This window comes from Azospirillum oryzae, assembly GCF_900177515.1.
In the GTDB taxonomy this organism is placed as follows: Bacteria; Pseudomonadota; Alphaproteobacteria; order Azospirillales; family Azospirillaceae; genus Azospirillum; species Azospirillum oryzae_A.
In genome coordinates this window covers 19,625-46,188 of the sequence record NZ_FXAK01000007.1, presented here as the reverse complement: position 1 = coordinate 46,188, position 26,564 = coordinate 19,625, and the positions used below count along the sequence as shown (strand labels likewise).

General features: G+C 68.5%; 25 protein-coding genes. 10 read left to right on the top strand and 15 right to left on the bottom strand.

All coding sequences use genetic code 11. The features are described from left to right. Positions 1–80: 80 nt before the first annotated feature. From pstB to B9N97_RS12725, 5 genes are all read right to left on the bottom strand, one after another. Positions 81–923, bottom strand: a complete 843-nt coding sequence (gene pstB, locus B9N97_RS12745; RefSeq protein ID WP_085086969.1) for a phosphate ABC transporter ATP-binding protein PstB — start codon at positions 921–923, stop codon at positions 81–83. A gap of 8 nt (positions 924–931) precedes the next feature. Beyond that, positions 932–2,248 (bottom strand): phosphate ABC transporter permease PstA, encoded by a 1,317-nt coding sequence (gene pstA, locus B9N97_RS12740; RefSeq protein WP_085086967.1) that lies wholly within the window; start codon positions 2,246–2,248, stop codon positions 932–934. Next, a complete protein-coding gene (gene pstC, locus B9N97_RS12735) occupies positions 2,241–3,623 on the bottom strand; it encodes a phosphate ABC transporter permease subunit PstC (RefSeq protein ID WP_085086965.1) in 1,383 nt (460 codons plus the stop codon). Before pstC ends, pstA begins: the two co-directional genes overlap by 8 nt. Positions 3,624–3,663: 40 nt before the next feature. Next, positions 3,664–4,713: a PstS family phosphate ABC transporter substrate-binding protein gene (locus B9N97_RS12730; protein WP_085086963.1), complete on the bottom strand. Its 1,050-nt coding sequence runs from the start codon at positions 4,711–4,713 to the stop codon at positions 3,664–3,666. Between the two features lie 127 nt (positions 4,714–4,840). Continuing rightward, a complete protein-coding gene (locus B9N97_RS12725; protein ID WP_085086961.1) occupies positions 4,841–6,490 on the bottom strand; it encodes an ATP-binding protein in 1,650 nt (549 codons plus the stop codon). A gap of 174 nt (positions 6,491–6,664) precedes the next feature. On the opposite strand from B9N97_RS12725, the gene B9N97_RS12720 reads away from it, so the two are divergent. After that, a complete protein-coding gene (locus B9N97_RS12720) occupies positions 6,665–7,270 on the top strand; it encodes a helix-turn-helix domain-containing protein (RefSeq protein ID WP_085086959.1) in 606 nt (201 codons plus the stop codon). A gap of 11 nt (positions 7,271–7,281) precedes the next feature. Then, complete coding sequence (locus B9N97_RS12715; protein WP_085086957.1) at positions 7,282–7,851, top strand: GNAT family N-acetyltransferase; 570 nt, start codon at positions 7,282–7,284, stop codon at positions 7,849–7,851. Between the two features lie 150 nt (positions 7,852–8,001). Here B9N97_RS12715 and B9N97_RS12710 read toward each other — a convergent pair whose 3' ends face one another. Then, complete coding sequence (locus tag B9N97_RS12710) at positions 8,002–10,266, bottom strand: NADP-dependent malic enzyme (RefSeq protein ID WP_085086955.1); 2,265 nt, start codon at positions 10,264–10,266, stop codon at positions 8,002–8,004. Positions 10,267–10,571: 305 nt separating this feature from the next. Here B9N97_RS12710 and B9N97_RS12705 point away from each other — a divergent pair, with 305 nt between their 5' ends. Genes B9N97_RS12705 through B9N97_RS12685 form a run of 5 tightly spaced genes read left to right on the top strand, consistent with a single transcriptional unit; the run spans position 10,572 to position 14,959 of the window. Next, on the top strand, positions 10,572–11,873 hold the full coding sequence (locus B9N97_RS12705) for an MFS transporter (RefSeq protein WP_208621215.1): 1,302 nt from the start codon (positions 10,572–10,574) through the stop codon (positions 11,871–11,873). 39 nt (positions 11,874–11,912) lie between these two features. Continuing rightward, a complete protein-coding gene (gene rph, locus B9N97_RS12700) occupies positions 11,913–12,632 on the top strand; it encodes a ribonuclease PH (RefSeq protein ID WP_085086951.1) in 720 nt (239 codons plus the stop codon). 27 nt (positions 12,633–12,659) lie between these two features. Next, the gene (gene rdgB / locus B9N97_RS12695) at positions 12,660–13,274 is read left to right on the top strand and encodes an RdgB/HAM1 family non-canonical purine NTP pyrophosphatase (protein WP_085086949.1); all 615 of its coding nucleotides are present in this window, start codon (positions 12,660–12,662) and stop codon (positions 13,272–13,274) included. Then, on the top strand, positions 13,262–14,431 hold the full coding sequence (gene hemW, locus B9N97_RS12690) for a radical SAM family heme chaperone HemW (protein ID WP_085086947.1): 1,170 nt from the start codon (positions 13,262–13,264) through the stop codon (positions 14,429–14,431). Before rdgB ends, hemW begins: the two co-directional genes overlap by 13 nt. Positions 14,432–14,464: 33 nt before the next feature. Further along, positions 14,465–14,959, top strand: coding sequence for a dihydrofolate reductase (locus tag B9N97_RS12685; RefSeq protein ID WP_085086945.1), 495 nt, complete (start codon positions 14,465–14,467; stop codon positions 14,957–14,959). Between the two features lie 23 nt (positions 14,960–14,982). Here the strand turns inward: B9N97_RS12685 and B9N97_RS12680 are convergent, their stop codons facing one another. The 7 genes from B9N97_RS12680 to B9N97_RS12650 all read right to left on the bottom strand — a co-directional run bounded on the left by B9N97_RS12680 (position 14,983) and on the right by B9N97_RS12650 (position 21,306). Beyond that, complete coding sequence (locus B9N97_RS12680) at positions 14,983–15,894, bottom strand: ParB/RepB/Spo0J family partition protein (RefSeq protein ID WP_085086943.1); 912 nt, start codon at positions 15,892–15,894, stop codon at positions 14,983–14,985. Beyond that, positions 15,891–16,688 (bottom strand): ParA family protein, encoded by a 798-nt coding sequence (locus tag B9N97_RS12675; RefSeq protein ID WP_063635622.1) that lies wholly within the window; start codon positions 16,686–16,688, stop codon positions 15,891–15,893. Before B9N97_RS12675 ends, B9N97_RS12680 begins: the two co-directional genes overlap by 4 nt. A gap of 62 nt (positions 16,689–16,750) precedes the next feature. Further along, positions 16,751–17,365: a 16S rRNA (guanine(527)-N(7))-methyltransferase RsmG gene (gene rsmG, locus B9N97_RS12670; RefSeq protein ID WP_085086941.1), complete on the bottom strand. Its 615-nt coding sequence runs from the start codon at positions 17,363–17,365 to the stop codon at positions 16,751–16,753. Then, entirely contained in the window at positions 17,362–19,242 is a 1,881-nt protein-coding gene (gene mnmG / locus B9N97_RS12665) for a tRNA uridine-5-carboxymethylaminomethyl(34) synthesis enzyme MnmG (RefSeq protein WP_085090550.1), read from the bottom strand. The genes rsmG and mnmG overlap by 4 nt, the downstream gene beginning before the upstream one ends. Before the next feature lie 117 nt (positions 19,243–19,359). Beyond that, positions 19,360–20,688 (bottom strand): tRNA uridine-5-carboxymethylaminomethyl(34) synthesis GTPase MnmE, encoded by a 1,329-nt coding sequence (mnmE, locus tag B9N97_RS12660; protein ID WP_085086939.1) that lies wholly within the window; start codon positions 20,686–20,688, stop codon positions 19,360–19,362. A 10-nt stretch (positions 20,689–20,698) separates the two neighbouring features. Beyond that, a complete protein-coding gene (locus tag B9N97_RS12655; protein ID WP_085086937.1) occupies positions 20,699–21,058 on the bottom strand; it encodes a (2Fe-2S) ferredoxin domain-containing protein in 360 nt (119 codons plus the stop codon). Continuing rightward, entirely contained in the window at positions 21,055–21,306 is a 252-nt protein-coding gene (locus B9N97_RS12650) for a DUF6489 family protein (protein ID WP_063635627.1), read from the bottom strand. The genes B9N97_RS12655 and B9N97_RS12650 overlap by 4 nt, the downstream gene beginning before the upstream one ends. A 182-nt stretch (positions 21,307–21,488) precedes the next feature. On the opposite strand from B9N97_RS12650, the gene B9N97_RS12645 reads away from it, so the two are divergent. From B9N97_RS12645 to B9N97_RS12635, 3 genes are read left to right on the top strand one after another with little or no spacing between them, the layout of a single operon-like run. Beyond that, positions 21,489–23,540: a thioredoxin domain-containing protein gene (locus B9N97_RS12645; protein WP_085086935.1), complete on the top strand. Its 2,052-nt coding sequence runs from the start codon at positions 21,489–21,491 to the stop codon at positions 23,538–23,540. An 18-nt stretch (positions 23,541–23,558) separates the two neighbouring features. Then, complete coding sequence (locus B9N97_RS12640; RefSeq protein WP_085086933.1) at positions 23,559–24,056, top strand: methylated-DNA--[protein]-cysteine S-methyltransferase; 498 nt, start codon at positions 23,559–23,561, stop codon at positions 24,054–24,056. Positions 24,057–24,096: 40 nt separating this feature from the next. Then, positions 24,097–25,071: a quinone oxidoreductase family protein gene (locus tag B9N97_RS12635; protein WP_085086931.1), complete on the top strand. Its 975-nt coding sequence runs from the start codon at positions 24,097–24,099 to the stop codon at positions 25,069–25,071. Between the two features lie 164 nt (positions 25,072–25,235). Here B9N97_RS12635 and dnaQ read toward each other — a convergent pair whose 3' ends face one another. Both dnaQ and coaE read right to left on the bottom strand, forming a co-directional pair. Next, positions 25,236–25,919 (bottom strand): DNA polymerase III subunit epsilon, encoded by a 684-nt coding sequence (gene dnaQ / locus B9N97_RS12630; protein WP_085086929.1) that lies wholly within the window; start codon positions 25,917–25,919, stop codon positions 25,236–25,238. Then, on the bottom strand, positions 25,912–26,556 hold the full coding sequence (gene coaE / locus B9N97_RS12625; protein WP_085086927.1) for a dephospho-CoA kinase: 645 nt from the start codon (positions 26,554–26,556) through the stop codon (positions 25,912–25,914). The genes dnaQ and coaE overlap by 8 nt, the downstream gene beginning before the upstream one ends. Between the last annotated feature and the right edge of the window lie 8 nt (positions 26,557–26,564).

Below are 26,564 nucleotides of genomic sequence, written 5' to 3'. Positions count from 1 at the left end.
AGCGCGCGTCTCGACGTTAACCGGCATGGCACAGCCTTTTCAACAAAGGAGGGAAGGGGGGCGCAGGCATAAGGCAGGGTTCAGCCGTAGCGGCCGGTGATGTAGCCCTGGGTGCGCTCGTCGCGCGGGTTGGTGAAGATTTCCTCGGTGTCGTCGCACTCCACCATCTCGCCCAGATGGAAGAAGGCGGTGCGCTGCGACACGCGGGCGGCCTGCTGCATGTTGTGGGTGACGATGACGATGGTGTAGTTGGCCCGCAGCTCGTCGATCAGCTCTTCGATATGGGCGGTCGCGATGGGGTCGAGCGCCGAGCAGGGCTCGTCCATCAGGATCACTTCGGGGCTGACGGCGATGGCGCGGGCGATGCACAGCCGCTGCTGCTGGCCGCCGGACAGGCTGGTGCCCGGCTCGCGCAGCCGGTCCTTCACCTCCGCCCACAGGCCGGCGCGCTTCAGCGAGGTCTGCACCACCTCGTCCAGCTCGTCCCGGCCGGAGGCGAGACCGTGGATGCGCGGGCCGTAGGCGACGTTGTCGTAGATCGATTTCGGGAAGGGGTTCGGCTTCTGGAACACCATGCCGACACGCGCGCGCAGCTGCACCGCATCGACGGCCTTGCCATAGACGTCCTCGCCGTCCAGCGCGATCCGCCCTTCGACCCGGCAGCCCTCGATGGTGTCGTTCATCCGGTTCAGGCAGCGCAGGAAGGTCGATTTGCCGCAGCCGGACGGGCCGATCAGCGCCAGCACCCGGTTTTCCTGGATGTCGAGGTCGATGCCCTTCAGCGCCTGCTTGGCGCCATAGAACACCTTCACCCCGCGGGCGGTCATCTTGGCGGGCAAGGCCGCAGCGGCCGCCCGATCCGTTTGCCTGTCGGCGCGGGGACGCAGCTTCAGCTGGCCCGGGATGCCGCTTTTAATGCTCATGGGGGCGCTCACCACCGTCTCTCGAAAATCTTGCGCAGGATCACGGCCGCCCCGTTCAGCAGGATCAGGACGCCGAGCAGGATCAGGATCGCCGCCGAGGTCCGCTCGGTGAAGGCACGCTCCGGGCTGTCGGCCCACATGTAGATCTGCACCGGCAGCACCGTGGCGCTGTCGGTCAGCCCGTGGGGGATGTCGACGATGAAGGCGACCATGCCGATCATCAGCAGCGGCGCCGTCTCACCCAGCGCGCGGGCCATGCCGATGATGGTGCCGGTCAGGATGCCCGGCATCGCCAACGGCAGCACATGGTGCAGCACCGTCTGCAGCGGCGAGGCGCCGATGCCCAGCGCCGCCTCGCGGATCGACGGCGGCACCGCCTTCAGCGCGACGCGGGACGCGATGATGATGACCGGCAGCGTCATCAGCGCCATCACCAGCCCGCCGACCAGCGGGGCGGAGCGCGGCATGCCGAAGAAGCCGAGGAACACCGCCAGACCCAGCAGGCCGAAGATGATCGACGGCACCGCGGCGAGGTTGTTGATGTTCACCTCGATCAGGTCGGTCCAGCGGTTCTTCGGTGCGAATTCCTCCAAATAGACCGCGGCGGAGATGCCGACCGGCACCGACAGCGCCATGGTCACCAGCAGGGTCAGCAGCGAGCCGACGATGGCGCCGCCGATGCCGGCCTGTTCCGGCTCGCGGCTGTCGCCGGCGGTGAACAGGGTGGTGTTGAAGCCCTGCGCCAGCGCGCCGGACGCCAGCAGCGCGTCGGTTGCCGCAACCTTGGCATCGCTGAGGCCGCGCTCGCTTTCCGGCAGGTCGCGGCGATAGCCGCCCTTCACCAGCTGGTCGATCTGGTCGTCGGCACGGACCCAGACGGTCCGGGTCGTCCCGACCAAAGCCGGGTCCCTGGCGACCATCGCCTCCAGCTCGTACGGCGCGCCCGACGACAGCAGGTCGTTCAGCACGCGGCGGCCGGCGCGGTCGGTGACCTGCGGGAACTGGGCATAGAGCGCCCGGCGCAGCAGGGCGGTGTAGTTGCGGTCGGCGACCTCCGCCGGGTCCAGCGTCACCTCCAGCCGGATCCGCGTCTCCAGGAAGGCACTGGCGCCCTTGGCGACGATGGAACCCAGCAGCAGCACCAGGATCAGCGCCGCCAGCGCCACCGCGGCTGCGCCGGCCAGCCGGAAGCGGCGCTCCGCGGCATGGCGGGCGCGCAGGCGGCGGGCGAAGGCTTCGCTGCGCAGGCGCGATTTGGCAGGGGAGGAGGAGGGGGAGGGGGATGGCGTCACGGCCGCCACGTCCTGCTCGACGAGGTCAGTCATATTTTTCCCGATAGGTCCGGACCACCCGCAGGGCGACCATGTTGAGGCAGAGCGTGACGAGAAACAGCACGAGGCCGAGGCCGAAGGCCGACAGCGTCTTCGGACTGTCGAACTCCTGGTCGCCGACCAGCAGCGTGGCGATCTGGGTGGTGACGGTGGTGACGGCCTGCAGCGGGTTGGCGGTCATGTTGGCGGTCAGGCCGGACGCCATGGTGACGATCATCGTCTCGCCGATGGCGCGGCTGACCGCCAGCATCACCGCGGCGACGATGCCGGGCAGCGCCGCCGGCAGGACCACCTGCTTGATGGTTTCCGACTTGGTGGCACCGAGGCCGTAGGAGCCGTCGCGCAAGCTCTGCGGTACCGCATTGATGACGTCGTCCGACAGGGAGCTGACGAAGGGGATGATCATCACCCCCATGACGATGCCGGCGGCCAGCGCCGATTCCGAACTGACGTCCAGCCCCAGCGCCCCGCCGACCGACCGCACGAAGGGCGCCATGGTCAGCGCGGCGAAGAAGCCGTAGACCACCGTCGGGATGCCGGCGAGGATCTCCAGCGCCGGCTTCAGCCAAGTGCGCACGCCGCGCCCGGCATATTCGGACATATAGATCGCCGCCATCAGCCCGACCGGCACCGCCACTGTCATGGCAATGACGGTGATCAGCAGGGTGCCGGCGAACAGCGGGATCGCGCCGAAGGAACCGCTGGAGCCGACCTGATCGGCCCGCATCGCCATCTGCGGGCTCCAATGGGTGCCGAACAGGAAGTCGAGCGGCGAGACGACGGTGAAGAAACGCAGCGCCTCGAACAGCAGCGACAGGACGATGCCGACCGTGGTCAGGATGGCGACCAGCGAGCAGACGACCAGCACCACCCGCACCACCCGCTCCACCGCCGGGCGGGCGCGCAGGTCCGGGCCGATGCGGTGGCGGCCCCAGGCCAGCCCGGCGACGGCAAGGCTGGCGCCGACGGCCAGCAGGCTCCAGTCGGCAAGGTCGCGCAAGGCGGCGTAGCGGCGGGCCGCCTCCATCACCAGCGGATCAGCCTCGCGTCCGGTGGCGATGCCGTGGGCGAGGTTGAGGATGTCGGCCTTCAGCAGCCCGACGGACTGGCCGTCGCCGGTGGTCAGCCGCTCCGGCAATGCCGACAGCACCAGCTGCATCGCCAGCCAGCCTTCCGACGCCGTCCAGGCGACGAACAGCAGCAGCGCCGGCAGCCCGGCCCACAGCGCGACATAGACGCCGTGGTAGGAGGGGACCGAATGCAGCTCCGCCACCCGCCCGCCGACCGACGACGCCGCGCGCGACCGGCCGATCAGGAAGCCGATCACGGTGAGCAGGGCCAGGATCAGGGCGAGGAGGGTCAGCTGCATGCGGGTCGCTTCGGCGGAAGAGGGGCAGGCGGAAAAGGGATCAGAACTGCAGTGGGGTCAGGTTCACCGCCTCGACGCGGGCGGCCTCGCGCAGCGCCTTCGGCTCCGGGATCAGGCCCTTGTCGACCAGATAGCCGTCGTCGCCCAGCGCGCGTTCGGAGGTGTATTCGCCGACGAACTCGCGGATGCCCGGGATGACGCCGGCATGGGCGTTCTTGACATAGATGTAGAGCGGACGCGCCAGCTCGTACTTGCCGGCGGCCACCGTCTCCGCCGTCAGCTCGACCCCGTCCATCCTCGCCGCCTGCAGCGTGTCGCGGTTCTGGTCGAGATAGCTGTAGCCGAAGACGCCGAAGGCGTTGGGGTTGGCGGTCAGCTTCTGGACGATCAGGTTGTCGTTCTCGCCGGCCTCGACATAGGCGCCGTCCTCGCGGATGGTCATGCAGGCGCGTTCGTGCGCCTTCTCGTCGGGAACCGCCTTGGCCACCTCGGCCACCTTCCTGCACCCTTCCAGCATCGCCAGCTCGTTGAAGGTGTCGCGCGTTCCGGAGGTGGGCGGCGGCCCCAGCACCTCGATCGCCGTCTTGGGCAACGAGGGGTCGATGTCGGACCACAGCCGGTAAGGATTGGCGACCAGCGCGCCGTTCACCGGCACCTCCTTCGCCAGCGCCTTCCACAGCACGACGGTGGACAGCGACACCGGGGCGGCCTTCTTGGACGAGGCCAGCGCGATGCCGTCATAGCCGATCTTCAGCTCGGTCATCGTGGTGACGCCGTTGGCGGCGCACTGGTCGATTTCCGACTTCTTGATCCGGCGCGAGGCGTTGGCGATGTCGGGATGGGCCGGGCCGACGCCGGCGCAGAACAGCTTCAGCCCGCCGCCGGTGCCGGTCGATTCGACCACCGGCGTCTTGAACTTGCCGGTCTTGCCGAAGGCCTCCGCCACCGCCGTGGTGAAGGGGAAGACGGTGGAGGAGCCGACCGCGCGGATCTGGTCGCGCGACTGCGCCGATGCAGGGGCGGCGGCGAGGCCGGGCGCCAGGGCCAGCGTCAGGGCGGTCGCGGCGAAGACATGCGTCCGGGTGGTCACGGGTGCCCCTCCTTCGGGAAACGGAGACTGGTCCATCGGAATGGCGCGGACCATAGACCGGGAGGGCGACCGAATGATTGCGTTTTTATGACACTTTCATGACAGCGTCACAGACCACCCACCGCTCTCACACCCCGCCAAGTCCCCTCTCCCCCCCGGGGAGAGGGTTAGGGTGAGGGGGAAGCGCGGCGGCCCTTCCGCGAAAATCCTGACGCGCCTCCCCCTCACCCCGGCCCTCTCCCCGGGGGGGAGAGGGAGAAAGCAAGGAGGAAGATGCGGCTTCCCCCACCGCCGGCAAATAGACGGTGAAGGCGCTGCCTACCCCGACCTCGCTTTCGATGGTCAGGCGGCCACGGTGGCGGTTCAGGATGTGCTTGACGATGGCGAGCCCCAGCCCGGTGCCGCCCATGGCACGGGATCGCGCGGCATCGACGCGGTAGAAGCGTTCGGTCAGGCGGGGCAGGTGGGTGCGGGCGATGCCGTCGCCATGGTCGCGCACCGACACCGACACCATCGCGGTGCCGCTGCGCAGCGCGCGCTTGTCCTTCGCCGCACCGCCGGAAGCGGGCAGGCCGGTGAAGCCCACCGCCGCACCGTCGACCAGCGCGACGGTAACGGTCACGTCGGTGTCCTCGCGCGTGTATTTGATCGCGTTGCTGACGAGGTTCTGGAAGACCTGGGTCAGCTGGTCCTCGTCGCCGACGACGGGCGGCAGCTCCTCCGGCGCTTCCAGACGCAGGCGGATGCGGCGCTCCGCCGCTTTCAGCTGCAGCGCGGCGATGACGTTCTCCAGCTCCTCCACAACGTCGACCCGGCCGTTGGGCGGCATGTGCTCGTCCAGTTCGATGCGGGACAGCGACAGCAGGTCGTTGACCAGCCGGGTCATACGGCTGGCCTGATCGTGCATGATCGCCAGGAAACGGTCCTGCGCCTCCGGATCGTCGCGGGCGGGGCCGCGCAGTGTCTCGATGAAGCCCAGCAGCGAGGACAGCGGCGTGCGCAGCTCGTGGCTGGCGTTGGCGATGAAGTCGGCGCGCATCTGCTCCGACCGGCGGGCGGCGGTGACGTCGTGCAGGGTGAGGATCGCCATGCGGGCGACGGTGGGCGGGCGCGGCGCCGGCTCCTCCTCGATGTCGCCATCCAGCAGCGACGGGTCGGGTTCGGGCACCAGTTGCTGGAAGGGCTTCACCTGCGCCTCGAAGCTGCGCTCCACCGGGACCGGCAGCGTGAACTCGATGATGCGCGACGCACCGCCGCGCAGAACCGAATCCACCGCTTCCAGCACCGCCGGCGTGCGCAGGCACGAAGCGAGGTCGCGGTCGACGACCTTGTCGCCGAACAGCTCCCGCGCGGTCCGGTTGGCGCGCACCACCTGCCGTTCGGCATCCATCAGCAGCAGCGGGGCGGGCAGGGCGTCGATCACCGCCTCGTCGGCGTCGAGCTGCATCCGCACGCTCTCGGCCCGGCGCAGGCCGACCCGGTGCAGACGGCCGATGGTGGCGGCCAGCGCCTGCAGGGCGGGCGGCGTTCCGGCAGGGGGCAGCGGCTCGTCGGTCTCGGCCAGCCGCGCGGCGTAGTCGGTCATCGCGTCGGCATTGCCGCGATAGGTGCGCAGGACCAGGACCGCGCCCGCCAGTGCCGCGGCGCCCGCCACCAGCGCCAACCCGCCGTGCAGCGCGCCGGCATGGACCGCCCAGGCCAGCACGCCGGCCATCGGCACCAGCATCAGCAGGATCGCGGTCAGCAGCGGGACGGGCGGCAACGCCTTCGGGCGCATGGGGTCGGCACCGGGTTCGGGTGTGGATTTGGGCGGGCAACGTGACCTTCAGCCCTGTTACATGGCCCTTCTACACCATCGTCGCGTACACCGCGCGACGGTCATAAAAGATTCATGGCTATGACAAAGCGGTGGATCGTTGACTCCACTATCCTGGATCGAAATTCTACCTTCATGGAAAATGCCGAAAACAACATTGACAGTCGGCTCGCCACCCGGCTGCGCGCCCTGCGGGCGGACCGCGGCCTGACGCTGGACGGTCTGGCGGAACGGTCGGGCGTCAGCCGCTCGATGATCTCGCTGGTCGAGCGGGGAGAAAGCAGCCCGACCGCCTCCGTGCTCGATCGGCTCGCCGCCGGGCTGGGGGTGACGCTGGCGGCATTGTTCGCGGAGGCCGAGCGCGAGGACGCCAGTCCGGTTGCCCGCCGGGCCGACCAGATCGCCTGGGCCGACCCTGCCTCCGGCTATCGCCGCCGCAACCTGTCGCCACCGGGCTATCCGTCGCCGATCGAACTGGTGGAGGTGGAGCTGCCACCGGGCGCCCGCGTCACCTATGACAGCGGCAACCGCGCCGCCATGGTCGAACAGCAAGTCTATCTGCTGGACGGCGCCATCGAACTGACGGTGGGGGAGGTGACGCACCGCCTGTCCACCGGCGACTGCCTCGCCATGCGGCTCGACCGGCCGACCGGCTTCCACAACCCGACCGAGCGCACCGCCCGCTACATCGTGGCGCTGACGACCGACGGGCGCCCTGCTTTAAACGCCGTTAAACGCTGAAGGAGCATGCGATGGACAGTGCCTGCCTGGACGCCCGCCAGCGGGATGGGAAGAGCGGCGCCGCCGCGGTGACGGTGCGCGTGCTGTCTTCCGCGGAGGCTCACGCCGCCCTGCCAGGGTTGACCGACGTGCTGCTGGATTGCGTGGACGGCGGTGCGTCGGTCAGCTTCATGGCGCCGCTCGACCGCGCCACCGCCGAGGCCTTCTGGGGCCAGGTGGCGGCCGGGGTGGAGCGGGGAGAGCGCATCCTGCTGGTGGCGGAGGACGGGAAGGGCGTGCTGGGCACCGTCCAGCTCGTGGTCGGCCAGCCGCCGAACCAGCCGCACCGCGCCGACCTGTCGAAGATGCTGGTCCACCGCCGCGCCCGCCGCCGCGGCGTCGGTGCCGCCCTGATGCTGGCGGCCGAGGAAGCCGGCCGTGCCGCCGGCAAGACCCTGCTGGTGCTGGACACCGCTTCGCCCGAGGCCGAACGCCTGTATGAGCGCGCCGGCTGGGTGAAGGTCGGCGTCATCCCGAACTACGCCCTGTGGCCGCAGGGTGGGCTCTGCGACACGACGTATTTTTACAAGGCGCTGGGGTAAGGGGCTGCGATCTCCTTCTCCCCCCTGGGGAGAAGGTCGGGATGAGGGGGTTCGGCGCAGCCGAAGACAGTTCGGCATGTGCGTTCCCCTCACCCTAACCCTCTCCCCAGGGGGGAGAGGGGACTGTTGGAAGGTGGAGAAGGCGGCGCCTCACCACGGCAGCGAGTCATGCGCCGCCAGCGCTGCGGCGGTGACGATGTCGTTGACCGAGGCGCCCATGCTGACGATCTGCGCCGGCTTGTCCAGGCCGATCAGCAGCGGGCCGATCATCTGGCCGCCGGCCATCTTGTTCAGCAGCTTGGCCGAAATGTTGGCGGAATGCAGGCCGGGCATGATCAGCACATTCGCCGGACCGGACAGCCGCGAGAACGGATAGACCCGCTTCATCAGCTGATAGTCCAGCGCCACGTCGGCCGACATTTCGCCGTCATACTCGAAATCGACCCGGCGGCTGTCGAGGATCGACAGGGCTTCCCGCAACGGATCGGTGTTCGGGTGCGGCGTCTGGCCGAAGTTGGAGAAGGACAGCATCGCGATCCGCGGCTCGTGCCCCATCTGCCGGGCCTTGGCCGCGGCGCCGACCGCGATGTCGGCCAGCGTCTTGCCGTCGGGACGGACATGGACGGTGGTGTCGGCGATGAAGACGGTGCGGCTGCGGGTGATGAACAGGTGCAGGCCGAACACCGGCTCGCTCGCCTTCGGGTCGACGACGCGGCGGATTTCCTCATAGGCGACGCCGAAGCTGCGGGTCAGGCCGGTTACCATGGCGTGGGCATCGCCCTGCGCCACCATGCAGGCGGCGAAGACGTTGCGGTCCTGGTTGACCATCCGCTGGCAGTCGCGCAGCAGGGCGCCCTTGCGCTGCAGGCGGCGGTAGAGGTGATCGGCGTAGCGCCGGTTGGCGTCCGACAGGCGGGCGTTGTGGATCTCGAACTGGATGTGCGGCTGGCCCATCGCCGCCAGCTGTTCCTTGATGACCTCCTCGCGGCCGATCAGGACCGGGATGCCATAGCCGTGGGCGCGGAAGGCCATGGCGGCGCGGATGGTCCGCTCCTCCTCGCCCTCGGCGAAGACGACGCGGCGCGGGTTGGTCCGCACCTTCTCCAGGATCAGTTCCAGGCTGTCGGCGGTCGGGTCCAGGCGGGTGCGCAAGGAATGCTTGTAGCTGGTCAGGTCGAGGATCGGTTTGCGCGCCACGCCGCTTTCCATCGCCGCCTGGGCGACGGCGGCCGGGACGGTGACGATCAGGCGCGGGTCGAAGGGCACCGGGATGATGTAGTCCGGGCCATAGCGCAGCCGGCGCCCCGAATAGGCGGCGTCGACCTCGTCCGGCACATCCTCGCGCGCCAGCGCCGCCAGCGCCTTGGCGGCAGCCACCTTCATTGCCTCGTTGATGGTGGTGGCGCGGACGTCCAGCGCGCCGCGGAACAGGTAGGGGAAGCCCAGGACGTTGTTGACCTGGTTCGGATAGTCGGAGCGGCCGGTCGCCACGATGGCATCGGCGCGCACCGCCTTCACATCTTCCGGCGTGATCTCCGGATCGGGGTTGGCGAGCGCGAAGATGATCGGCTTGGCCGCCATCGACTTCACCATCTCCTGCGTCATCGCCCCCTTGGCCGACAGGCCGACGAACACGTCGGAGCCGGCGACCGCCTCCTCCAGCGTGCGCTTGTCGGTGTCGACGGCGAAGGACGACTTCCACTGGTTCATGCCGTTGGTGCGACCGCGGTAGACCACGCCCTTGGTGTCGCACAGGATGATGTTTTCACGTGAAACACCCATCGTGCAGAACAGCTCGGCGCAGGCGATGCCCGCCGCGCCGGCGCCGTTCACCACCATCTTCACGTCTTCGATCCGGCGGCCGGTGATGTCGCAGGCGTTGATCAGGCCGGCGGCGGCGATGATCGCGGTGCCATGCTGGTCGTCATGGAAGACCGGGATGTCCAGCAGCTCGCGCAGCCGCTCCTCGATGATGAAGCAGTCGGGCGCCTTGATGTCTTCCAGGTTGATGCCGCCGAAGCTGGGGCCGAGGAAGCGCACGCAGTTGACGAACTCGTCGACGTCGCGGGTGTCGACCTCCAGGTCGATGCCGTCGACATCGGCGAAGCGCTTGAACAGCACCGCCTTGCCCTCCATCACCGGCTTGCCGGCGAGCGCGCCCAGGTCGCCCAGGCCCAGCACCGCCGTGCCGTTGGAGATGATGGCGACGATGTTGCCCTTCGCCGTGTAGTCATAGGCGAGCGACGGATCCTCGGCGATGCGCAGGCAGGGCGCGGCGACGCCCGGGGAATAGGCCAGCGCCAGATCGCGCTGGGTGGTCAGCGGCTTGGTCGGGGTGATTTCCAGCTTGCCGGGCCGGCCGCTGGAATGCAGCAGCAGGGCCTCTTCGTCGGTGACGCGCTTGGTGTCGGACATGGATGTCGTGTTCCTCAACGGAGTGCTGATGCCCGTCGGTCTTCGTTGGTGCCTTTTGTGCGGTGCGCTGCCGACGGTGGGGCCGCGATGGTATACGCCGCATGCGCAACTCGCCAAGCCTCCATCGCCCGCATTTTGTACGAATCATGCATTTTTTTGACGATTGACGACACATCCAGTTTGCTTCACGTCCTATCTGATCCGCTTGCCATGCATGACCATGCAGGTTGGGAATGCCGGGAGGCGGCTGGTATCATGCGGTGCGAAACACAACTCCCGCTATTCCGCCCGCCGGAGCCGCCGTCTTGTCCCTGGCCCCCAAATCCGCAGGCGCGCTGACGCCGAACGAACGCCGAATCACGCTGGTCATCGCGGCGGTGCAGTTCATCAACATCCTCGACTTCATGATGGTGATGCCGCTCGGCCCCGATTTTGCCCGCGCCCTGGACATCCCGGCGGCGCACATCGGCTATATCGGCGGCAGCTACACCGCCGCCGCGGCCCTGGCCGGACTGATCGGGTCGATGCTGCTCGACCGGTTCGACCGACGCCGCGCGCTCGCCGTCGCCATGGCCGGGCTGATCGTCTCGACCGCGCTGGGCGGGCTGGCCTGGGACTTCCACTCCTTGCTGGCGGCGCGTGTGCTGGCCGGACTGTTCGGCGGCCCGGCGGTCGCGGTCGCCATCGCCACGGTGACCGATCAGGTGGCGCCGCAGCGGCGTGGGCAGGCGATGGGGGCCGTCATGTCGGCCTTCTCGCTGTCGGCCATCGCCGGGGTGCCGGTGGGGCTGGAGCTGGCGCTCTATGGCGGCTGGCGGCTGCCCTTCTTCGCGGTGGCCTTCGCCGGCCTGATCGTCGCCGTGGCCGCCATCGCCATCCTGCCGCCGCAGCGCGGCCATCTCACCGGAGCAGGGGTGAAGACCGGAGCCTGGGTGCGGATGGCGGCGCTGCTGTCGCGCCGCAAGGTCTGGCTGGCCTATGCCACCGTGGCGCTGGTGCAAATCCAGCAATTCATGATCGTCCCCAACATCGCCGCCTATGTGCAGGGCAATCTGGGCTTCCCGCGCGACCATCTGAGCCTGGTCTATATGACCGGCGGCACGCTGAGCTTCTTCGCCGCGCGCTGGGCCGGTCGGCTGGTCGACCGCCATGGCTCAAGCGCCGTTACCTTCGCGGCGACGGTGGGGCTGAGCCTGGTGATCTTCTTCGCCTTCATCGGCTACCGGCCCTGGATGCCGGTGCTGGGGCTGTTCCCCTTCTTCATGACCTTCGTCGGCATCCGCATGGTCGCCAACGGCGCCGCCTTCTCCCGCGTGCCGGACCCGCAGGAGCGCGCCGGCTTCATGGCGCTGGTGTCGGCGGTCCAGCATCTCAGCTCCGCCTTCGGCGCCTTCCTGTCTGCCGAGATCCTGACCAACGCCGCCGACGGCCGGCTGGAGCATGTGACCACCATGGCGACCATCTCCATCACCATCGGACTTGCCGTGCCGCTGCTGACGCTGTGGCTGGAGCGGGCGACGCAGCCCGCGCAAATGCCCGCCGTCATGCCGGCACCTGTACCGGTGGTCGCCGACGCCGTGCTGGACGGGGGCGGGCAGAGCCGTTAGCTTGCCGCCGAACCGCAAACGACCTTCGGAATGATACCCATGCGCCCCTCCGGCCGCGCCTTCGACCAACTGCGCACCGTCTCCCTCGAGCCCGGCTTCAGCCGCTATGCCGAGGGCTCCTGCATGGTGCGCTTCGGCAACACGCATGTGCTGTGCACCGCCAGCGTCGACGAGACGGTGCCGCGTTTCCTGAAGAACACCGGGCTCGGCTGGGTCACCGCCGAATACGGCATGCTGCCGCGCTCCACCCACAGCCGCACCGACCGCGAGGCGGCGAAGGGCAAGCAGTCCGGCCGCACCCAGGAGATCCAGCGTCTGATCGGCCGCGCGCTGCGCGCCGTCACCGACCGCTCGGCGATGGGCGAGAAGCAGATCAAGATCGACTGCGACGTCATCCAGGCCGACGGCGGCACCCGCACCGCCGCCATCACCGGCAGCTATGTCGCCCTGCATCTGGCCTTCCAGCACCTGATGCAGATCGGCGCGCTGAAGACCATGCCGCTGACCGACCAGGTCGCCGCCGTGTCCTGCGGCCTGTTCCAGGGCAACGCCGTTCTGGACCTGGACTATGACGAGGATTCCAAGGCGCAGGCCGACGCCAACTTCGTCCTGACCGGCAAGGCCGGCATCGTCGAAATCCAGGGCACCGCCGAGGAAACCCCCTTCTCCGAGCCGCAGTTCATGGAACTGCTGGCGCTCGCCCGCAAGGGCGTGAACGAGCTGGTGGCGTTGCAGAAGCAGGTCCTCGGCATCAAGTAAGGCCGATTCAGCCAGAGGTTCATCATCATGTCCGCTCCCCGCCGCTTCACCGGCGACACGCTCGTCATCGCCAGCCACAACAAGGGCAAGGTGCGCGAGATCGCCGATCTGCTCGGCCCCTATGTCGCCACCTTCACCTCGGCCGGGGAGCTGGGCCTGCCCGAACCGGAAGAGACCGGGACCAGCTTCATCGCCAATGCGGAGCTGAAGGCGAAGGCCGCGGCGGCCGCAGGGCATGTCGCGCTCGCCGACGACAGCGGGCTGGTGGTGCCGGCGCTGAACGGCGATCCCGGCATCTATTCCGCCCGCTGGGCCGGCCCGACCAAGGACTTCGCCATGGCGATGCGGAAGGTAGAGGACGGGCTGGCCCAGCAATCTATGGCCGGCAAGACCGACCGCAGCGCCTATTTCGTCTGCGCCCTGTCGCTCGCCTGGCCGGACGGCCATGTCGAGACGGTGGAGGGCCGCTGCTACGGCACTCTGGTGTGGCCGCCGCGCGGTCCCCACGGCTTCGGCTATGACCCGATGTTCCTGCCGGACGGCCACGAACTGACCTTCGGAGAGATGGACCCGGCCAAGAAGCACGAGATGAGCCACCGTGCCGACGCCTTCCGCCAGCTGGTGGAGCGGTGTTTCCGGTGAGCGTGTCCGATCCTGGTTTTGCCGTTTACGTCCATTGGCCCTTCTGCAAGTCGAAGTGCCCCTATTGCGATTTCAACAGCCATGTCCGCGAGCGGGTCGACCATGACCGTTGGCGGGCCGGGCTGCTGCGCGAGCTGGACCATTACGCCGACCTGACCGCCGGCCGCACCGTCACCTCGATCTTCTTCGGCGGCGGCACCCCGTCGCTGATGGAACCGGCCACGGTCGGCGCCGTCATCGACCGCGTCACCCAACGGTGGCAGGTTGCCGACGGGCTGGAGGTGACGCTGGAGGCCAATCCGACCTCCGTCGAGGCCGACAAGTTCCGTGCCTTCCGCAGCGCCGGGATCAACCGCGTCTCGCTGGGCATCCAGGCACTGGACGACGCCAGCCTGAAGTTCCTCGGCCGCCAGCACAACGCGGCGGAGGCGACCGGCGCCATCGAACTGGCGGCAAGGACCTTCGACCGCTTTTCCTTCGACCTGATCTATGCCCGTCCCGGCCAGACGGTGGCGACGTGGCAGGCGGAACTGGCGCGGGCGCTGGATTACGCCGTCGGCCACCTGTCGGTCTACCAACTGACGATCGAGGAGGGCACCGCCTTCTATCCGCTGCATGCCCGCGGTGAGCTGGTGCTGCCCGACGAGGATTTGGCCGGCGATCTCTACGAGGCGACGCAGAGTCAGCTGACCGCGGCGGGGCTGCCGGCCTACGAGATTTCCAACCATGCCCGGCCCGGCGAGGAAAGCCGCCACAACCTGACCTACTGGCGCTATGGCGACTATGTCGGCATCGGTCCCGGCGCCCATGGCCGGCTGACCATGCATGGCGAGAAGTTCGCCACCCGTGCGCATCGTGCGCCTGAAATCTGGCTGGAGCGGGTGGAGCGCGACGGCCATGGTGCCGCCGCCCCCGATCCGATCGACCGCGATGCCCGCGGCACCGAGCTGCTGATGATGGGACTGCGCCTGAGCGAAGGGGTGCGGCTTGCCCGTCTGGTGGAGGAGACCGGCCGGTCGCTCGACGATTTCGTCGATCCGGTGGCGCTGTCGCGGCTGATCGACGGCGGCTTTCTCACCCGCGATGCCGAACGCCTGTTCGCGACATCGGAGGGACTACAGCGTCTGAACGCGGTGCTCGGCGCAATTCTGGCGTAAGATCCCTGGTCTTCAATGGGGAAAGGGCAGGGGATGCTCATCAGTCTGATCGTCGCCGCGGCTACGAACGATGTGATCGGCCGTGACGGCCGGCTTCCCTGGCACCTTCCCAGCGATCTGCGCCGGTTCAGGGAACTGACGATGGGCAAGCCGATCCTGATGGGTCGGAAGACCTGGGAGTCGCTGCCCCGACGGCCGCTCCCCGGCCGCGACAATCTGGTGCTCAGCCATCAAGGCACGGTCGGCGAGCAGGACGGCGCACGCTGGTTCACCGGTCTTGGGGCGGCGGTGTCGTGGGCACAAGGCTCCGGTGCGGCCGAACTGTGCGTCATCGGCGGCGCCGCCCTGTTCCGCGAGACACTGCCGATCGCCGATCGCCTTCACCTGACCCGCATCGAAAGCGTGGTGGAAGGCGACACGCTGATGCCGCCCATCAGTGCGGAATGGGCGGAGGTGTGGTCGAGCGCACCCATGGAAGAGAACGGGCTGTTCTATCGCTACATCGATTTCGAGAAGGTGCGCGGGTAGGGGGCAAGCGCCCCCGAAACCCGTTACTCCTCGCCGCCCAGCCGGTGCAGAACGTCGTCCAGCTGGTCGAGCGTCTGGTAATGGATGGTGATCGTCCCGCGCTGCCCCTGCGGGTTGATCGCGACCTTCAGCCCGATGCGGGCGGAGATCTCCTCCTCCAGATTGATCAGGTCGACGTCCTTCATCGCCGGGGCGGATCCGGCTCCACCGCTCGCGGCCTTGCCCTTCTTCGCCTTCGGCTGGTCGCCGCGCATCAGGTCTTCGGTCTGGCGGACGTTCAGGCCGCGCGTCACCACTTCGCGGGCAACCGCGGCCGGATCCGGGGCGGTCAGCAGGGCGCGGGCGTGGCCGGCGGTCAGCGCGCCATCCTGAACCATCGACTTGACCGGTTCCGGCAGAGCCAGCAGGCGCATCATGTTGGCGACATGGCTGCGGCTCTTGCCGACGGCGCGGGCCAGATCCTCCTGCGTGTGCTCGAACTCCTCCATCAGGCGGCGATAGCCCTCCGCCTCTTCCAGGGGGGTCAGATCCTGGCGCTGGATGTTCTCGATCAGCGCGATTTCCAGCGCCTCGCGGTCGCTGAGATCGCGGATGACGACCGGAACCTCGTGCAGGCCGGCGATCTGCGCGGCGCGCCAGCGGCGCTCGCCGGCGATCAGCTCGTAGGAGTTGGCATCCTCGCCATCGCGGCGGACGAGCAGGGGCTGCAGGATGCCCTTGTCGCGGATGGAGTCGACGAGGCCCTGGATGGCCTCCTCGTCAAACTTCCGCCGCGGCTGGTACTTGCCGGGGTGCACGAACTCGATCGGCACCTGCTTGGACTGCCGCACCTTGTCGAGCGCCGAATAATCCTCGGTCGCCTCGCCGAACAGGGCGGAAAGGCCGCGGCCCAGGCTGGCGCGGCGGGCGCCCCCTTGCTTGGTGTCGTCGATCATGCGGTCAGTCTCTTCTCACGGCGCAGCACCTCGCCCGCCAGATGGATGTAGGCCTGGGATCCGGGGCAGCGCATGTCGTAGATCAGCACCGGCTTGCCGTGGGACGGCGCCTCCGACACCTTGACGTTGCGCGGGATCACGGTGTCGTACACCTTCTCCCCGAAGAAGCCGCGGACGTCCGCCGCCACCATGTCGGACAGATTGTTGCGCTTGTCGAACATGGTCAGCACGACACCGTGGATGTCCAGGTTCGGGTTGAAGGCGCGCTTCACCCGCTCGATGGTGCGGACCAGATGGCTGAGACCCTCCAGCGCGTAGAACTCGCACTGCAGGGGAACCATCACCGCATGCGACGCGACCAGCGCGTTCAGCGTCAGCAGGCCCAGCGCCGGCGGGCAGTCGATCAGGACATAGTCGTATTCGAGCGCGCTGTTGGCGACCGCTTCGCGCAGGCGGAACTCGCGGCGCTCGGCGCCGACCAGCTCGATCTCCGCGCCCGACAGATCGACCGACGAGGTGATTATCGACAGGTTCGGCACGGAGGAGGGGGTGGCCGCCTCTTCCAGCGACACATCGTCGAACAACACGTCATAGATGCCGACGCGGCGGTCCGAGCGGGGGATGCCGAGACCGGTGGACGCATTGCCCTGCGGGTCAAGGTCGATCACCAGTACCCGCTTGCCGATGACGGCGAGCGCGGTGGCGAGGTTGATCGTCGTCGTGGTCTTGCCCACGCCGCCCTTCTGGTTGGCAATCGCAACCACACGGGCAAGGGGACGGGTGACGGCAGACATGGCAGCCTCTCGGGAGTCCGGTTGGCGGGAAGAAGGCGGAGGGAGAGTGTCAGGCACCGTTTTCACGCACGCTTTAAGTCACTCACACGCAGGATGGCTCCGCTCGGATCTGTGCGGCTGTCAAATCGCTCGGGTTCCATTGTCCAATATTGCGTGGTGGCGGTCAATTCGTCGTCCAGCGCGGCGCCCTTCAGGAACAGGCACTTGCCGCGCGATCCGATGAAAGGATGGGCCCAGGCGAAGAGGTCTGCCAGCGGCGCCAATGCACGGGCGGTGACCACGTCGGCCTCGATGCCGGTGACGGTCTCGATCCGCTTGGTGTGGACGGTGACCGGTGCTTCGCAGACGCGGGCGACCTCGCGCAGGAAAGCGCATTTGCGCACGTCGCTTTCGATCAGATGCACCTGCGGCACACCGAGGATGGCGAGCACCAGACCGGGAAAACCGGCACCGCTGCCGAGGTCGACCAGTACCCGCGTGCCCTCCGGCAGCAGCGGGTAGAGCTGGGCGGAATCGAGGAAGTGGCGCTTCCAGGCGTCGGGCAAAGTGGAGGGGCCGACCAGATTGATCTTCGGCTGCCACTTGCGCAGCAACCCGTCATAGGCGATCAGTCGGTCGAGCGTTTCACGTGAAACACCGGTGGCCTCCTGAAATGCAACCGCGTCGAACCCGCTCATTCGGCCGCCACCCCGGATGAGACCACGTCACGACGCTTCACATGGCGCAGCAGGGCAACCAGCGCCGCCGGAGTCATGCCGGGAATGCGGGCCGCCGCACCCAGAGTGGCCGGGCGCGACTGGCGCAGCTTCTGCCGGATCTCGGCGGACAGGCTGCCGATGCCGTCGACATTGAGATCGTCGGGCAGGGCGAGGGACTCGTCCTTGCGGAAGGCGCGGATGTCGGCCTCCTGCCGGCCGAGATAGCCGGCATACTTGCCGTCGATCTCCAACTGCTCGGCGATCTCCGGTGCGATCTCGCCCAGTTCCGGCCACAGCCGGGCAAGGGCGGCGAGGTCGATGTCGGGGTAACGCAGCAGGTCGGCGGCACTGCGGCGCACGCCATCCTGGTTCACCGCGACCCCCTGGCGGGCCAACTCTGCCGGCGTCGCCTGCAGCGAGGCGACCAGGGCGCGACCAGCCGACAATGCGGCGCTCTTGGCGGCAAAGACATCGCGGCGCTCCGAGCCGACGCAGCCGATGGCAACGCCCTTGTCGGTCAGCCGCTGGTCGGCATTGTCGGCGCGCAGCAGCAGCCGGTATTCGGCGCGCGAGGTGAACATGCGGTAGGGCTCGTTGGTGCCCCGGCCGATCAGGTCGTCGATCAGCACGCCGATATAGGCGTCGGCGCGGTCGAGCACGAAACCCTCGCGATTACCGCTCGCCGCCAGCGCGGCGTTGATGCCGGCCATCAGGCCCTGGGCCGCCGCCTCTTCATAGCCGGTGGTGCCGTTGATTTGGCCGGCCAGGAACAGGCGCGGTGCGCGGCGGGTCTCCAGCGTCGGCTTCAGTTCCCGCGGATCGACATAGTCGTATTCGATGGCGTAGCCCGGACGGATCATCACCACCTTCTCAAGCCCCGGCATGCTGGCGAGGATGCCGAGCTGCACGTCGCGGGGCAGGGAGGTCGAGATGCCGTTCGGATAGACGGTCGGATCGTCCAGCCCCTCCGGTTCGAGGAAGATCTGGTGCTTCTCCTTCTCGGCGAAGCGGACGACCTTGTCCTCGATCGACGGGCAATAGCGTGGGCCGGTGCCGGTGATCTGGCCGGAATACATCGGCGCGCGATGCAGGTTGGCGCGGATCAGCGCATGCGCTTCCGGCGTGGTCCAGGTGATCGCGCAATCGATCTGCGGCGTGTCGATCCGCTCCGTCATATAGGAGAAGGGCGGAGGTGGGGTGTCGCCAGGCTGCTTCTCCAGCGCGTCCCAATCGATGGTGCGGCCGTCGAGGCGCGGCGGCGTACCGGTCTTCAGCCGGCCGAGCGGAAAGCCGAGACGGGCCAGCGTGTCGGACAGGCCAATGGACGGCGCCTCGCCAACGCGGCCGGCGGGGGTGCGCTCCTCGCCGATGTGGATCAGGCCGCGCAGGAAGGTGCCGGTGGTCAGCACCACCGCGCCGGCGCGGATGGACTCGCCGGCCCCGGTGATGACGCCCGTAATACGCTGGTCCGCATCGACGATCAGGTCCTCGGCACCGCCGGCCTCGATGAACAGGTTCTCCTGCTCGGCCAGCAGCGACTGCATCGCCTGACGATAGAGCTTGCGGTCGGCCTGGGCGCGCGGGCCACGGACGGCCGGACCTTTGCTGCGGTTCAGGATGCGGAACTGGATGCCGCCGCGGTCGATGGCCTTCGCCATCACCCCGTCCAGCGCATCGATCTCGCGCACCAGATGGCCCTTGGCCAAGCCGCCGATGGCGGGGTTGCAGGACATCTCGCCAATGGTTTCGATCTTGTGGGTCAGCAGGAGCGTGCGCGCACCCATGCGCGCTGCCGCCGCAGCCGCCTCACAGCCGGCGTGACCGCCGCCGACAACGATGACATCAAAGTTCCGCATGCGCGGGACCATAGCCGAATGGCGCCGGGGATCCAAGAGGGAGGCAGGGCGGCGGGGCAGGGACAAGTGGGGCGCATCAGCGCTGTTTCACGTGAAACACGCCCTCACTTCCCGCTCTCACTTGCCAATGCAGAAGTCGCGGAAGATCACGTCCAGCAGATCCTCCACATCCACCCGTCCGGTGATGCGCCCCAACGCCCGGCTGGCGAGGCGTACATCCTCCGCCGCCAGTTCGGGGAGCGGCGCGTCCAGTGCCCGCAGCAACGACCCCCGGCACTCGGTCAGCGCGGCACGGTGCCGGGCACGGGTCAGGGATGGAGCGCTGCCGATGGCAAGCCGGTCGGCGCTGAAGGCGGTCAGCGCCTCCTCCAACGCCTTCAGCCCGGCGCCGGTGTGGGCGGAGACCAGGATCGGCGACAGATCCGGGCGCAGATCGCCGGCCGTCGCGAGGTCGGTCTTGTTGAACACCACCACTGTGTCGGTATCGATCAGGCCCAGCGTCGCCGGGTCGAGATCGGGCAGGGTGGTGGCATCGAACACCGCAACCTTCACGTCGGCGCGCGCAGCCCGGTCGCGGGCCCGGCGGATGCCTTCCTCCTCCACCTCGTCGGCCGCAGCCTCGCGCAGGCCGGCGGTGTCGGCCAGCACGACGGGATAGCCGCCGAGGTCGAGATGCACCTCGATGATGTCGCGGGTGGTTCCGGCGCGGGCGGAGACGATGGCGGCATCCCGGCGGGCAAGCGCGTTCAGCAGGCTCGACTTGCCGGCATTCGGCGCGCCGACGATGGCGATGTGCAGCCCTTCGCGCAGACGCTCGCCACGGCCGCCGTCATTCAGGTGCGTCGCGATCTCGTCGGCCAGCCCGGTGATCACCGGACGGACAGCGTCGGCGACACCGCCGGGCAGATCGTCCTCGGCGAAATCGATGTCGGCCTCGATGTGGGCGAGCGCGCGGGTCAACCGCTCCCGCCAGCCGTCATAGAGCTTGCCGAGCGCACCCTCCATCTGCCGCAACGCCTGCCGGCGCTGGGCCGTGGTCTCGGCGTCGATCAGGTCGGCGACCGCTTCGGCCTCCGTCAGGTCGAGCTTGCCGTTCTCGAAAGCGCGGCGGGTGAACTCGCCGGGTTCGGCCAGCCGCAAACCGGGCAGGGTGGCGAGCGCCTCGATCACGCCGGTGACGACGGCGCGACCGCCATGCAGGTGCAACTCCACCACGTCCTCGCCGGTGAAGCTGGCGGGGCCGGTGAAGCGCAGGACCAGCGCATCGTCGAGGGCATCGCCGCTCCCGGGATCGCGCAGCTTGGTCAGCACGGCACGACGCGGCGCGGGCAGGGGACGGCCGGTCAGCGCCGTGAGGGCGGATCCGGCCTCGGGTCCCGAAATGCGAACCACCGCCACACCGGATCGGCCGGGGGCGGTGGCGAGAGCGTAGATGGTGGTGAACATCGGGTATGGATCAGCCGCGCTGCTCGGGCCGCAGCTCCCGCTGCTCCGGCGTCAGCATCAGCCGCTCGACGCGGCGGCCTTCGACCAGATGGGTCTGCAGGATTTCATCGACGTCGCCGGTGCTGTGATAGGTGTACCAGACGCCTTCCGGATAGATCACCAGCGTCGGACCCAGCTCGCAGCGGTCGAGACAGCCGGCGGAATTGATCCGCACCTTGCCGTCGAAGCCGAGTTCACGGGCGCGGGCTTTCATATAGTCGCGCAGCTTCTCCGACCCGTGGGCGGCGCAGGACCCGCGCTTGTGCCCGTCGGGACGGCGGTTGGTGCAGCAGAAGACATGGGCTTCGAAGTAGGGCTTCTGTTCGGTCACTTTCTTCCTTCCTGGCCCAGGGCCGAGGCCATCTGGGACCAAAACATCTTCTGCATCTGCTCCATGCCCTGGATGCCGGCGGGAAGCCAGGTCTTCAGCATGGTCTCCGGGTCCATGGCCTGCAGGTTCGCACGCATGCGTTCCTGGATCTCCTGCATCATGGCATCCTGCATCGGCTTCACGTCGGGCAGGCCCAGGAAGTGCCGGGCCTCGTCCGGGGTGCAGTCGATGTCGACGGTGATTTTCATGGGACCCCCTCCAGACCGGGACCAAGCACCGGATCCGGCACCGGTCCAGGCATTGGCCGTGTTGATTTTGGGGTTGAGCGCCGCGGCGGCTCATGCCCCACTATACAGATAGGATGCACTGGCGCAACGCCACCCCGGCGCCACCTATTGTCTAACGACACACCAACAGATCGGACACCGCCATGCCCGCCACTCCGTTGGGCGCGAACCTGCTAGGCCGGGAGACGAGCCCCTATCTGCTGCAGCACAAGGACAACCCGGTGCATTGGATGCCCTGGGGCCCGGAGGCCTTCGCCCGTGCCAAGGCGGAGAACAAGCCGGTGCTGTTGTCGGTCGGCTATGCCGCCTGCCACTGGTGCCACGTGATGGCGCATGAGAGCTTCGAGAATCCGGAGATCGCCGGGCTGATGAACGAGCTGTTCATCAACATCAAGGTGGACCGGGAGGAGCGGCCGGATCTCGACACCATCTACCAGTCGGCGCTCGCGCTGCTGGGGCAGCAGGGTGGCTGGCCGCTGACCATGTTCCTGACGCCGGATGCCGAGCCCTTCTGGGGCGGCACCTATTTCCCGCCGGCAGCACGCTATGGCCGCGCCGGATTCCCCGATGTGCTGCGCGGCATCGCCGGCACCTATGCCAATGAGCAGGACAAGGTCGGCAAGAATGTCGACGCGCTGAAATCGGCGCTCGCCGGAATAGGGGAGAACCGGTCGGCCGGCGCCGTCGATGCCGGTGTGCTGGACCAGGTGGCGCAACGGCTGCTGCGGGAGGTCGATCCGATCCATGGCGGCATCGGCAGCGCACCGAAGTTCCCGCAGGTGCCGCTGTTCGAACTGCTGTGGCGGGCGTGGCAGCGCACCAGGCGCGAGCCGTTCCGCGAGGCTGTGACCCACACGCTGGCCAACATGGCACAGGGCGGCATCTATGACCATCTCGGCGGCGGCTTCGCCCGCTATTCGGTCGATGAACGCTGGCTGGTGCCGCATTTCGAAAAGATGCTCTACGACAACGCGGAGCTGCTCGACCTGATGACGCTGGTCTGGCAGGAGACGCGCGATCCGCTGCTGGAAACCCGCATCCGTGAGACGGTCGGCTGGCTGCTGCGCGAGATGATCGCCGACGGCGGCGGCTTCGCCGCGACGCTGGATGCCGACAGCGAGGGCGAGGAGGGACTCTTCTATATATGGCAGGAACACGAGGTCGACCGGCTGCTCGGCCCGGCGCTGGGTGACGACGGGCTGGGGACGTTTAAGCGCGTTTACGAGGTGCTGCCGCAGGGCAATTGGGAAGGCGTCACCATCCTGAACCGGCTGGGCGGGCTGACCCTGGCCGACGACGCCACCGAGGCGACGCTCGCCAAGGGTCGGGACATTCTGCTGCGGGCACGGGCCAAGCGGGTGCGGCCGGGCTGGGACGACAAGGTGTTGGCCGATTGGAACGGCCTGATGATCGCGGCGCTGACCCACGCCGCCCTGGCCCTGGACGAGCCGGAATGGCTGGACGCCGCCGGCCGCGCCTTCGCCTTCGTCCGCGACCGGATGGATACGGGAGGACGGCTCTGCCACAGCTGGCGGCACGGGCAGGGCAAGCACGCCGGCATGCTCGACGACTATGCCCAGATGGCACGCGCGGCCCTGGCGCTGCACGAGGCGACCGGGGATCCGGCGGCGCTCGATCAGGCGAAGGTCTGGGTGGCGGCGCTCGACGCCCATTTCTGGGATAGCGCCAACGGCGGCTATTTCTTCACCGCCGACGATGCCGAAGGGCTGATCGTCCGCACCAAGAGCGTCTACGACAACGCCACGCCCAGTGGCAACGGCACCATGCTGGCGGTGCTGACCACGCTGTTCCAGCGCACCGGCGAGGATGCCTATCGCGAGCGGGCGGACGCGCTCGCCGCCGCCTTCTCCGGTGAGCTGACGCGCAACTTCTTCCCGCTGCCGACCTTCCTGAACGCCGTGGAACTGATGACGGCGCCGCTGCAGATCGTCATCGTCGGCCCGCCCAAGGCGGCGGAGACGGAAGCGCTGCGCCGCACCGTGCTGGACCGCTCGCTGCCCAACCGCATCCTGACCGTGCTCCCACCGGAGGCGGATCTGCCCGCCACTCATCCGGCACAGGGGAAGGGGATGCGCGACGGGACGGCCACCGCCTATGTCTGCCGCGGCATGACCTGTTCGGCCCCGGTGACGGCGCCGGCGGATCTGGCCGCGCTTCTGGCAGCGAAAAGCTGACTTCCACGGGAGGAACCCATGGCGCGACTTTCCATCGACAGCCCGCTTGGCCCCCTGATGCTGACCGGGGACGGATCCGCCCTGACCTCGGTCAGTTGGGGCCGCTTCGACCATGACGAGCCGGACGCAGTGTTGGCCGAGGCGGCGCGCCAGCTGGAGGCCTATTTCGCCGGCCGGCTCCAGCGTTTCGACCTTCCGCTGAAGCCGGCGGGCACCGCTTTCCGGCAAAGCGTCTGGAATGCGATGCTGGCGATCCCCTATGGCGGCACCGCGACCTATGGCGGGATGGCGAAGATGTTGGGAAGTGCGCCGCGCGCGGTCGGCGGGGCCTGCGGCGCCAACCCGATCCCGATCGTCATCCCCTGTCACCGGGTGCTGGCCAGCGGCGGAGCGCCCGGCGGCTATTCCGGCCATGGCGGGCTGGACACCAAGGCGTGGCTGCTGGCGCTGGAACGCCGGCATGCCGGGGTGGGGCGGGGCAACGGCGCCGCGGCGGAGCAGTTCGCCCTGCTTTGAGGCTGATACAAACGTCAACGAATAGGGAAACCAAACCACCATGGTTCACGCGATCCGCATCCACGAACACGGCGGGCCGGAGGTTCTGCGCTGGGACGAGGTCGAGGTGGGAGAGCCCGGGCCCGGTCAGGTGTGCATCCGCCAGACCGCCGTCGGCCTGAACTACATCGACACCTATCACCGCTCCGGCGCCTACAAGCTGCCGGATCTGCCGGCGGTGATCGGCATGGCGGGCGCCGGCGTGGTCGAGGCGTTGGGTCCGGACGTCACCACGCTGAAGGTCGGCGACCGCGTCGGCTACGCCATGTCGATCGGTGCCTATGCCGAGAGCCGCCTGATCGCCGCCGACCGGCTGGTGCCGCTGCCGAGCTGGCTCGACGAGCAGGCAACGGCGGCCACGCTGCTGCAGGGGCTGACCGCGCAGTATCTGCTGCGCAGCACCTACGTGGTCCAGCCCGGCGACACCATCCTGGTGCAGGCCGCCGCCGGCGGGGTGGGGCTGCTGCTCTGTTCCTGGGCGCGCCATCTCGGCGCCACCGTGATCGGCACCGTCGGATCGGAGGAAAAAGCCGAGCTGGCGAAGGCCCATGGCTGCCACCACACCATCGACTACACCCGCGAGGACTTCGTCCAGCGGGTGAAGGACCTGACGGACGGGCAGGGCGTGCCGGTGGTCTATGACGGCGTCGGCAAGACGACCTTCCTCAAGGGGCTGGATTGCCTGCGTCCGCGCGGACTGATGGTGCTGTTCGGCGCTGCGTCGGGGGCGCCGGCGCCGCTGGATCTGGGGCTGCTGGCGGCGAAAGGGTCGCTCTATGTGACGCGGCCGACGCTGGCGACCTACACCGCCAAGCGGGAGGATCTGATGGCCTCGGCAGCCGATCTGTTCGACGCGGTGAAGAATGGCGGGGTGACCTTCACGGTCAACCAGCGCTTTGCGTTGAAGGACACGGCGGAGGCGCACCGGGCCTTGGAATCGCGGGCGACGACCGGGTCGACGGTGCTGGTGCCGTAAGGTTTCGGCTGACGAATGCCCCCACCTTGATCCTCCCCCGCTGGGCGGGGGAGGAGATAGGAGCTTTGTCAGCGTTCAATCTCTTTACCGTTTTAACGGCAGTCCCTCCCCCGCCCAGCGGGGGAGGCTAGGTGGGGGTCTAACGCCGCAAGCAACAGCCCCCCTCACTCCACCGCCCAGAGCGGGTTCTTGATCTTCTTCAGCATCTCCGCATGCGCCGCGGCCTCTTCGTCGCTGACGGCGAAGACGCGGGCTTCGCGGAAGGGGCGGTCGATGCGGACCGGGCCGGTGGCTCCGCTCTTCGCCGTCGGACCGCCGGCGAAGGACAGGCCGGTCTGCCGGCCGCCCAGCAGTTCCAGATAAACCTCGGCCAGCAGCTGGGCGTCGAGCAGCGCGCCGTGAAGCGTGCGGTTGGAGTTGTCGACGCCGAAGCGCTTGCACAGCGCGTCCAGGGTGGCGGGCGAGCCGGGGAACTTCTGCCGGGCCATCAGCAGCGTGTCGATGGCGCGGTCCTTCGGCATCACCGGATAGCCGGCGATCTTCAGCTCCCAGTTCAGGAAGTGCATGTCGAAGGCGGCGTTGTGGATCACCAGCGGGGAGTCGCCGATGAAGGCGACGAAATCCGCGGCGACGTCGTTGAACAGCGGCTTGTCGGCCAGGAATTCCGCACTCAGCCCATGGACGGCGAAGGCCTCCGGCGGCATGTCGCGTTCGGGATTGAGGTAGACGTGGAAGCGTTCGCCGGTGGCGAGGTGGTTGACCAGCTCGATGCAGCCGATCTCGACCAGCCGGTGACCCTCCTCCGGCTTGAAGCCCGTGGTTTCGGTGTCGAGAACGATTTCACGCATGATGGATCTGCCCTGGTTGATAGCCGCGCGGCGGCCACTGCCTGCCCGGCCGCCGTACCACATCCCGCACAATGCCCTGAAGCGCCCGCCGCGTCACCAGCCGACCGGCCCCCGTCGGCACGACATAGTCGGCACGGCGCCGTTTCTCCGCATCCGGCATCTGGCGGGCAAGAATACCGGCGAACTTCTCCGCCGTCATGCCCGGCCGGGCCAGCACGCGGGCGCGCTGCACGGCGAAGGGAGCGGAAACGACGATGGTGGCGTCAACGCGCCGGTCGCCCCGGGTCTCGAACAGCAAGGGGATGTCGAGAACGGCGATCTTGGCGCCCCGTCTTGCGGCACGGGCGAGGAACTCGCGCTGCGCCGCCTGGACCATCGGGTGCAGGATCGCCTCCAGCCGCTTCAACGCATCGGTATCGCGGAACACCGCGGCGCCGAGCGCCGGCCGACTGACCGCGCCGTCCACCACCACGCCGGGGAAGGCGGCGTCGATGACCGGAACCGCCCGCCCGCCACGGCCGAGCAGCCCGTGCACCACCGCGTCGGAATCGCAGACCGGGGCGCCCATTGCCTGCAGCATGCGGGCAGCGGTGCTCTTGCCCATGCCGATGGAGCCGGTCAGGCCCAGCACGATCATGGCCTGAG

Bases quoted from the DNA above. Each gene is read 5' to 3' on its own strand.
- pstB (WP_085086969.1), bottom strand. From the start codon at position 923: ATGAGCATTAAAAGCGGCATCCCGGGCCAGCTGAAGCTGCGTCCCCGC.
- pstA (WP_085086967.1), bottom strand. From the start codon at position 2,248: ATGACTGACCTCGTCGAGCAGGACGTGGCGGCCGTGACGCCATCCCCC.
- pstC (WP_085086965.1), bottom strand. From the start codon at position 3,623: ATGCAGCTGACCCTCCTCGCCCTGATCCTGGCCCTGCTCACCGTGATC.
- B9N97_RS12725 (WP_085086961.1), bottom strand. From the start codon at position 6,490: ATGCGCCCGAAGGCGTTGCCGCCCGTCCCGCTGCTGACCGCGATCCTG.
- B9N97_RS12720 (WP_085086959.1), top strand. From the start codon at position 6,665: ATGGAAAATGCCGAAAACAACATTGACAGTCGGCTCGCCACCCGGCTG.
- B9N97_RS12715 (WP_085086957.1), top strand. From the start codon at position 7,282: ATGGACAGTGCCTGCCTGGACGCCCGCCAGCGGGATGGGAAGAGCGGC.
- B9N97_RS12710 (WP_085086955.1), bottom strand. From the start codon at position 10,266: ATGTCCGACACCAAGCGCGTCACCGACGAAGAGGCCCTGCTGCTGCAT.
- rph (WP_085086951.1), top strand. From the start codon at position 11,913: ATGCGCCCCTCCGGCCGCGCCTTCGACCAACTGCGCACCGTCTCCCTC.
- rdgB (WP_085086949.1), top strand. From the start codon at position 12,660: ATGTCCGCTCCCCGCCGCTTCACCGGCGACACGCTCGTCATCGCCAGC.
- B9N97_RS12685 (WP_085086945.1), top strand. From the start codon at position 14,465: ATGCTCATCAGTCTGATCGTCGCCGCGGCTACGAACGATGTGATCGGC.
- B9N97_RS12680 (WP_085086943.1), bottom strand. From the start codon at position 15,894: ATGATCGACGACACCAAGCAAGGGGGCGCCCGCCGCGCCAGCCTGGGC.
- B9N97_RS12675 (WP_063635622.1), bottom strand. From the start codon at position 16,688: ATGTCTGCCGTCACCCGTCCCCTTGCCCGTGTGGTTGCGATTGCCAAC.
- rsmG (WP_085086941.1), bottom strand. From the start codon at position 17,365: ATGAGCGGGTTCGACGCGGTTGCATTTCAGGAGGCCACCGGTGTTTCA.
- mnmG (WP_085090550.1), bottom strand. From the start codon at position 19,242: ATGCGGAACTTTGATGTCATCGTTGTCGGCGGCGGTCACGCCGGCTGT.
- mnmE (WP_085086939.1), bottom strand. From the start codon at position 20,688: ATGTTCACCACCATCTACGCTCTCGCCACCGCCCCCGGCCGATCCGGT.
- B9N97_RS12650 (WP_063635627.1), bottom strand. From the start codon at position 21,306: ATGAAAATCACCGTCGACATCGACTGCACCCCGGACGAGGCCCGGCAC.
- B9N97_RS12645 (WP_085086935.1), top strand. From the start codon at position 21,489: ATGCCCGCCACTCCGTTGGGCGCGAACCTGCTAGGCCGGGAGACGAGC.
- B9N97_RS12640 (WP_085086933.1), top strand. From the start codon at position 23,559: ATGGCGCGACTTTCCATCGACAGCCCGCTTGGCCCCCTGATGCTGACC.
- B9N97_RS12635 (WP_085086931.1), top strand. From the start codon at position 24,097: ATGGTTCACGCGATCCGCATCCACGAACACGGCGGGCCGGAGGTTCTG.
- dnaQ (WP_085086929.1), bottom strand. From the start codon at position 25,919: ATGCGTGAAATCGTTCTCGACACCGAAACCACGGGCTTCAAGCCGGAG.
- coaE (WP_085086927.1), bottom strand. From the start codon at position 26,556: ATGATCGTGCTGGGCCTGACCGGCTCCATCGGCATGGGCAAGAGCACC.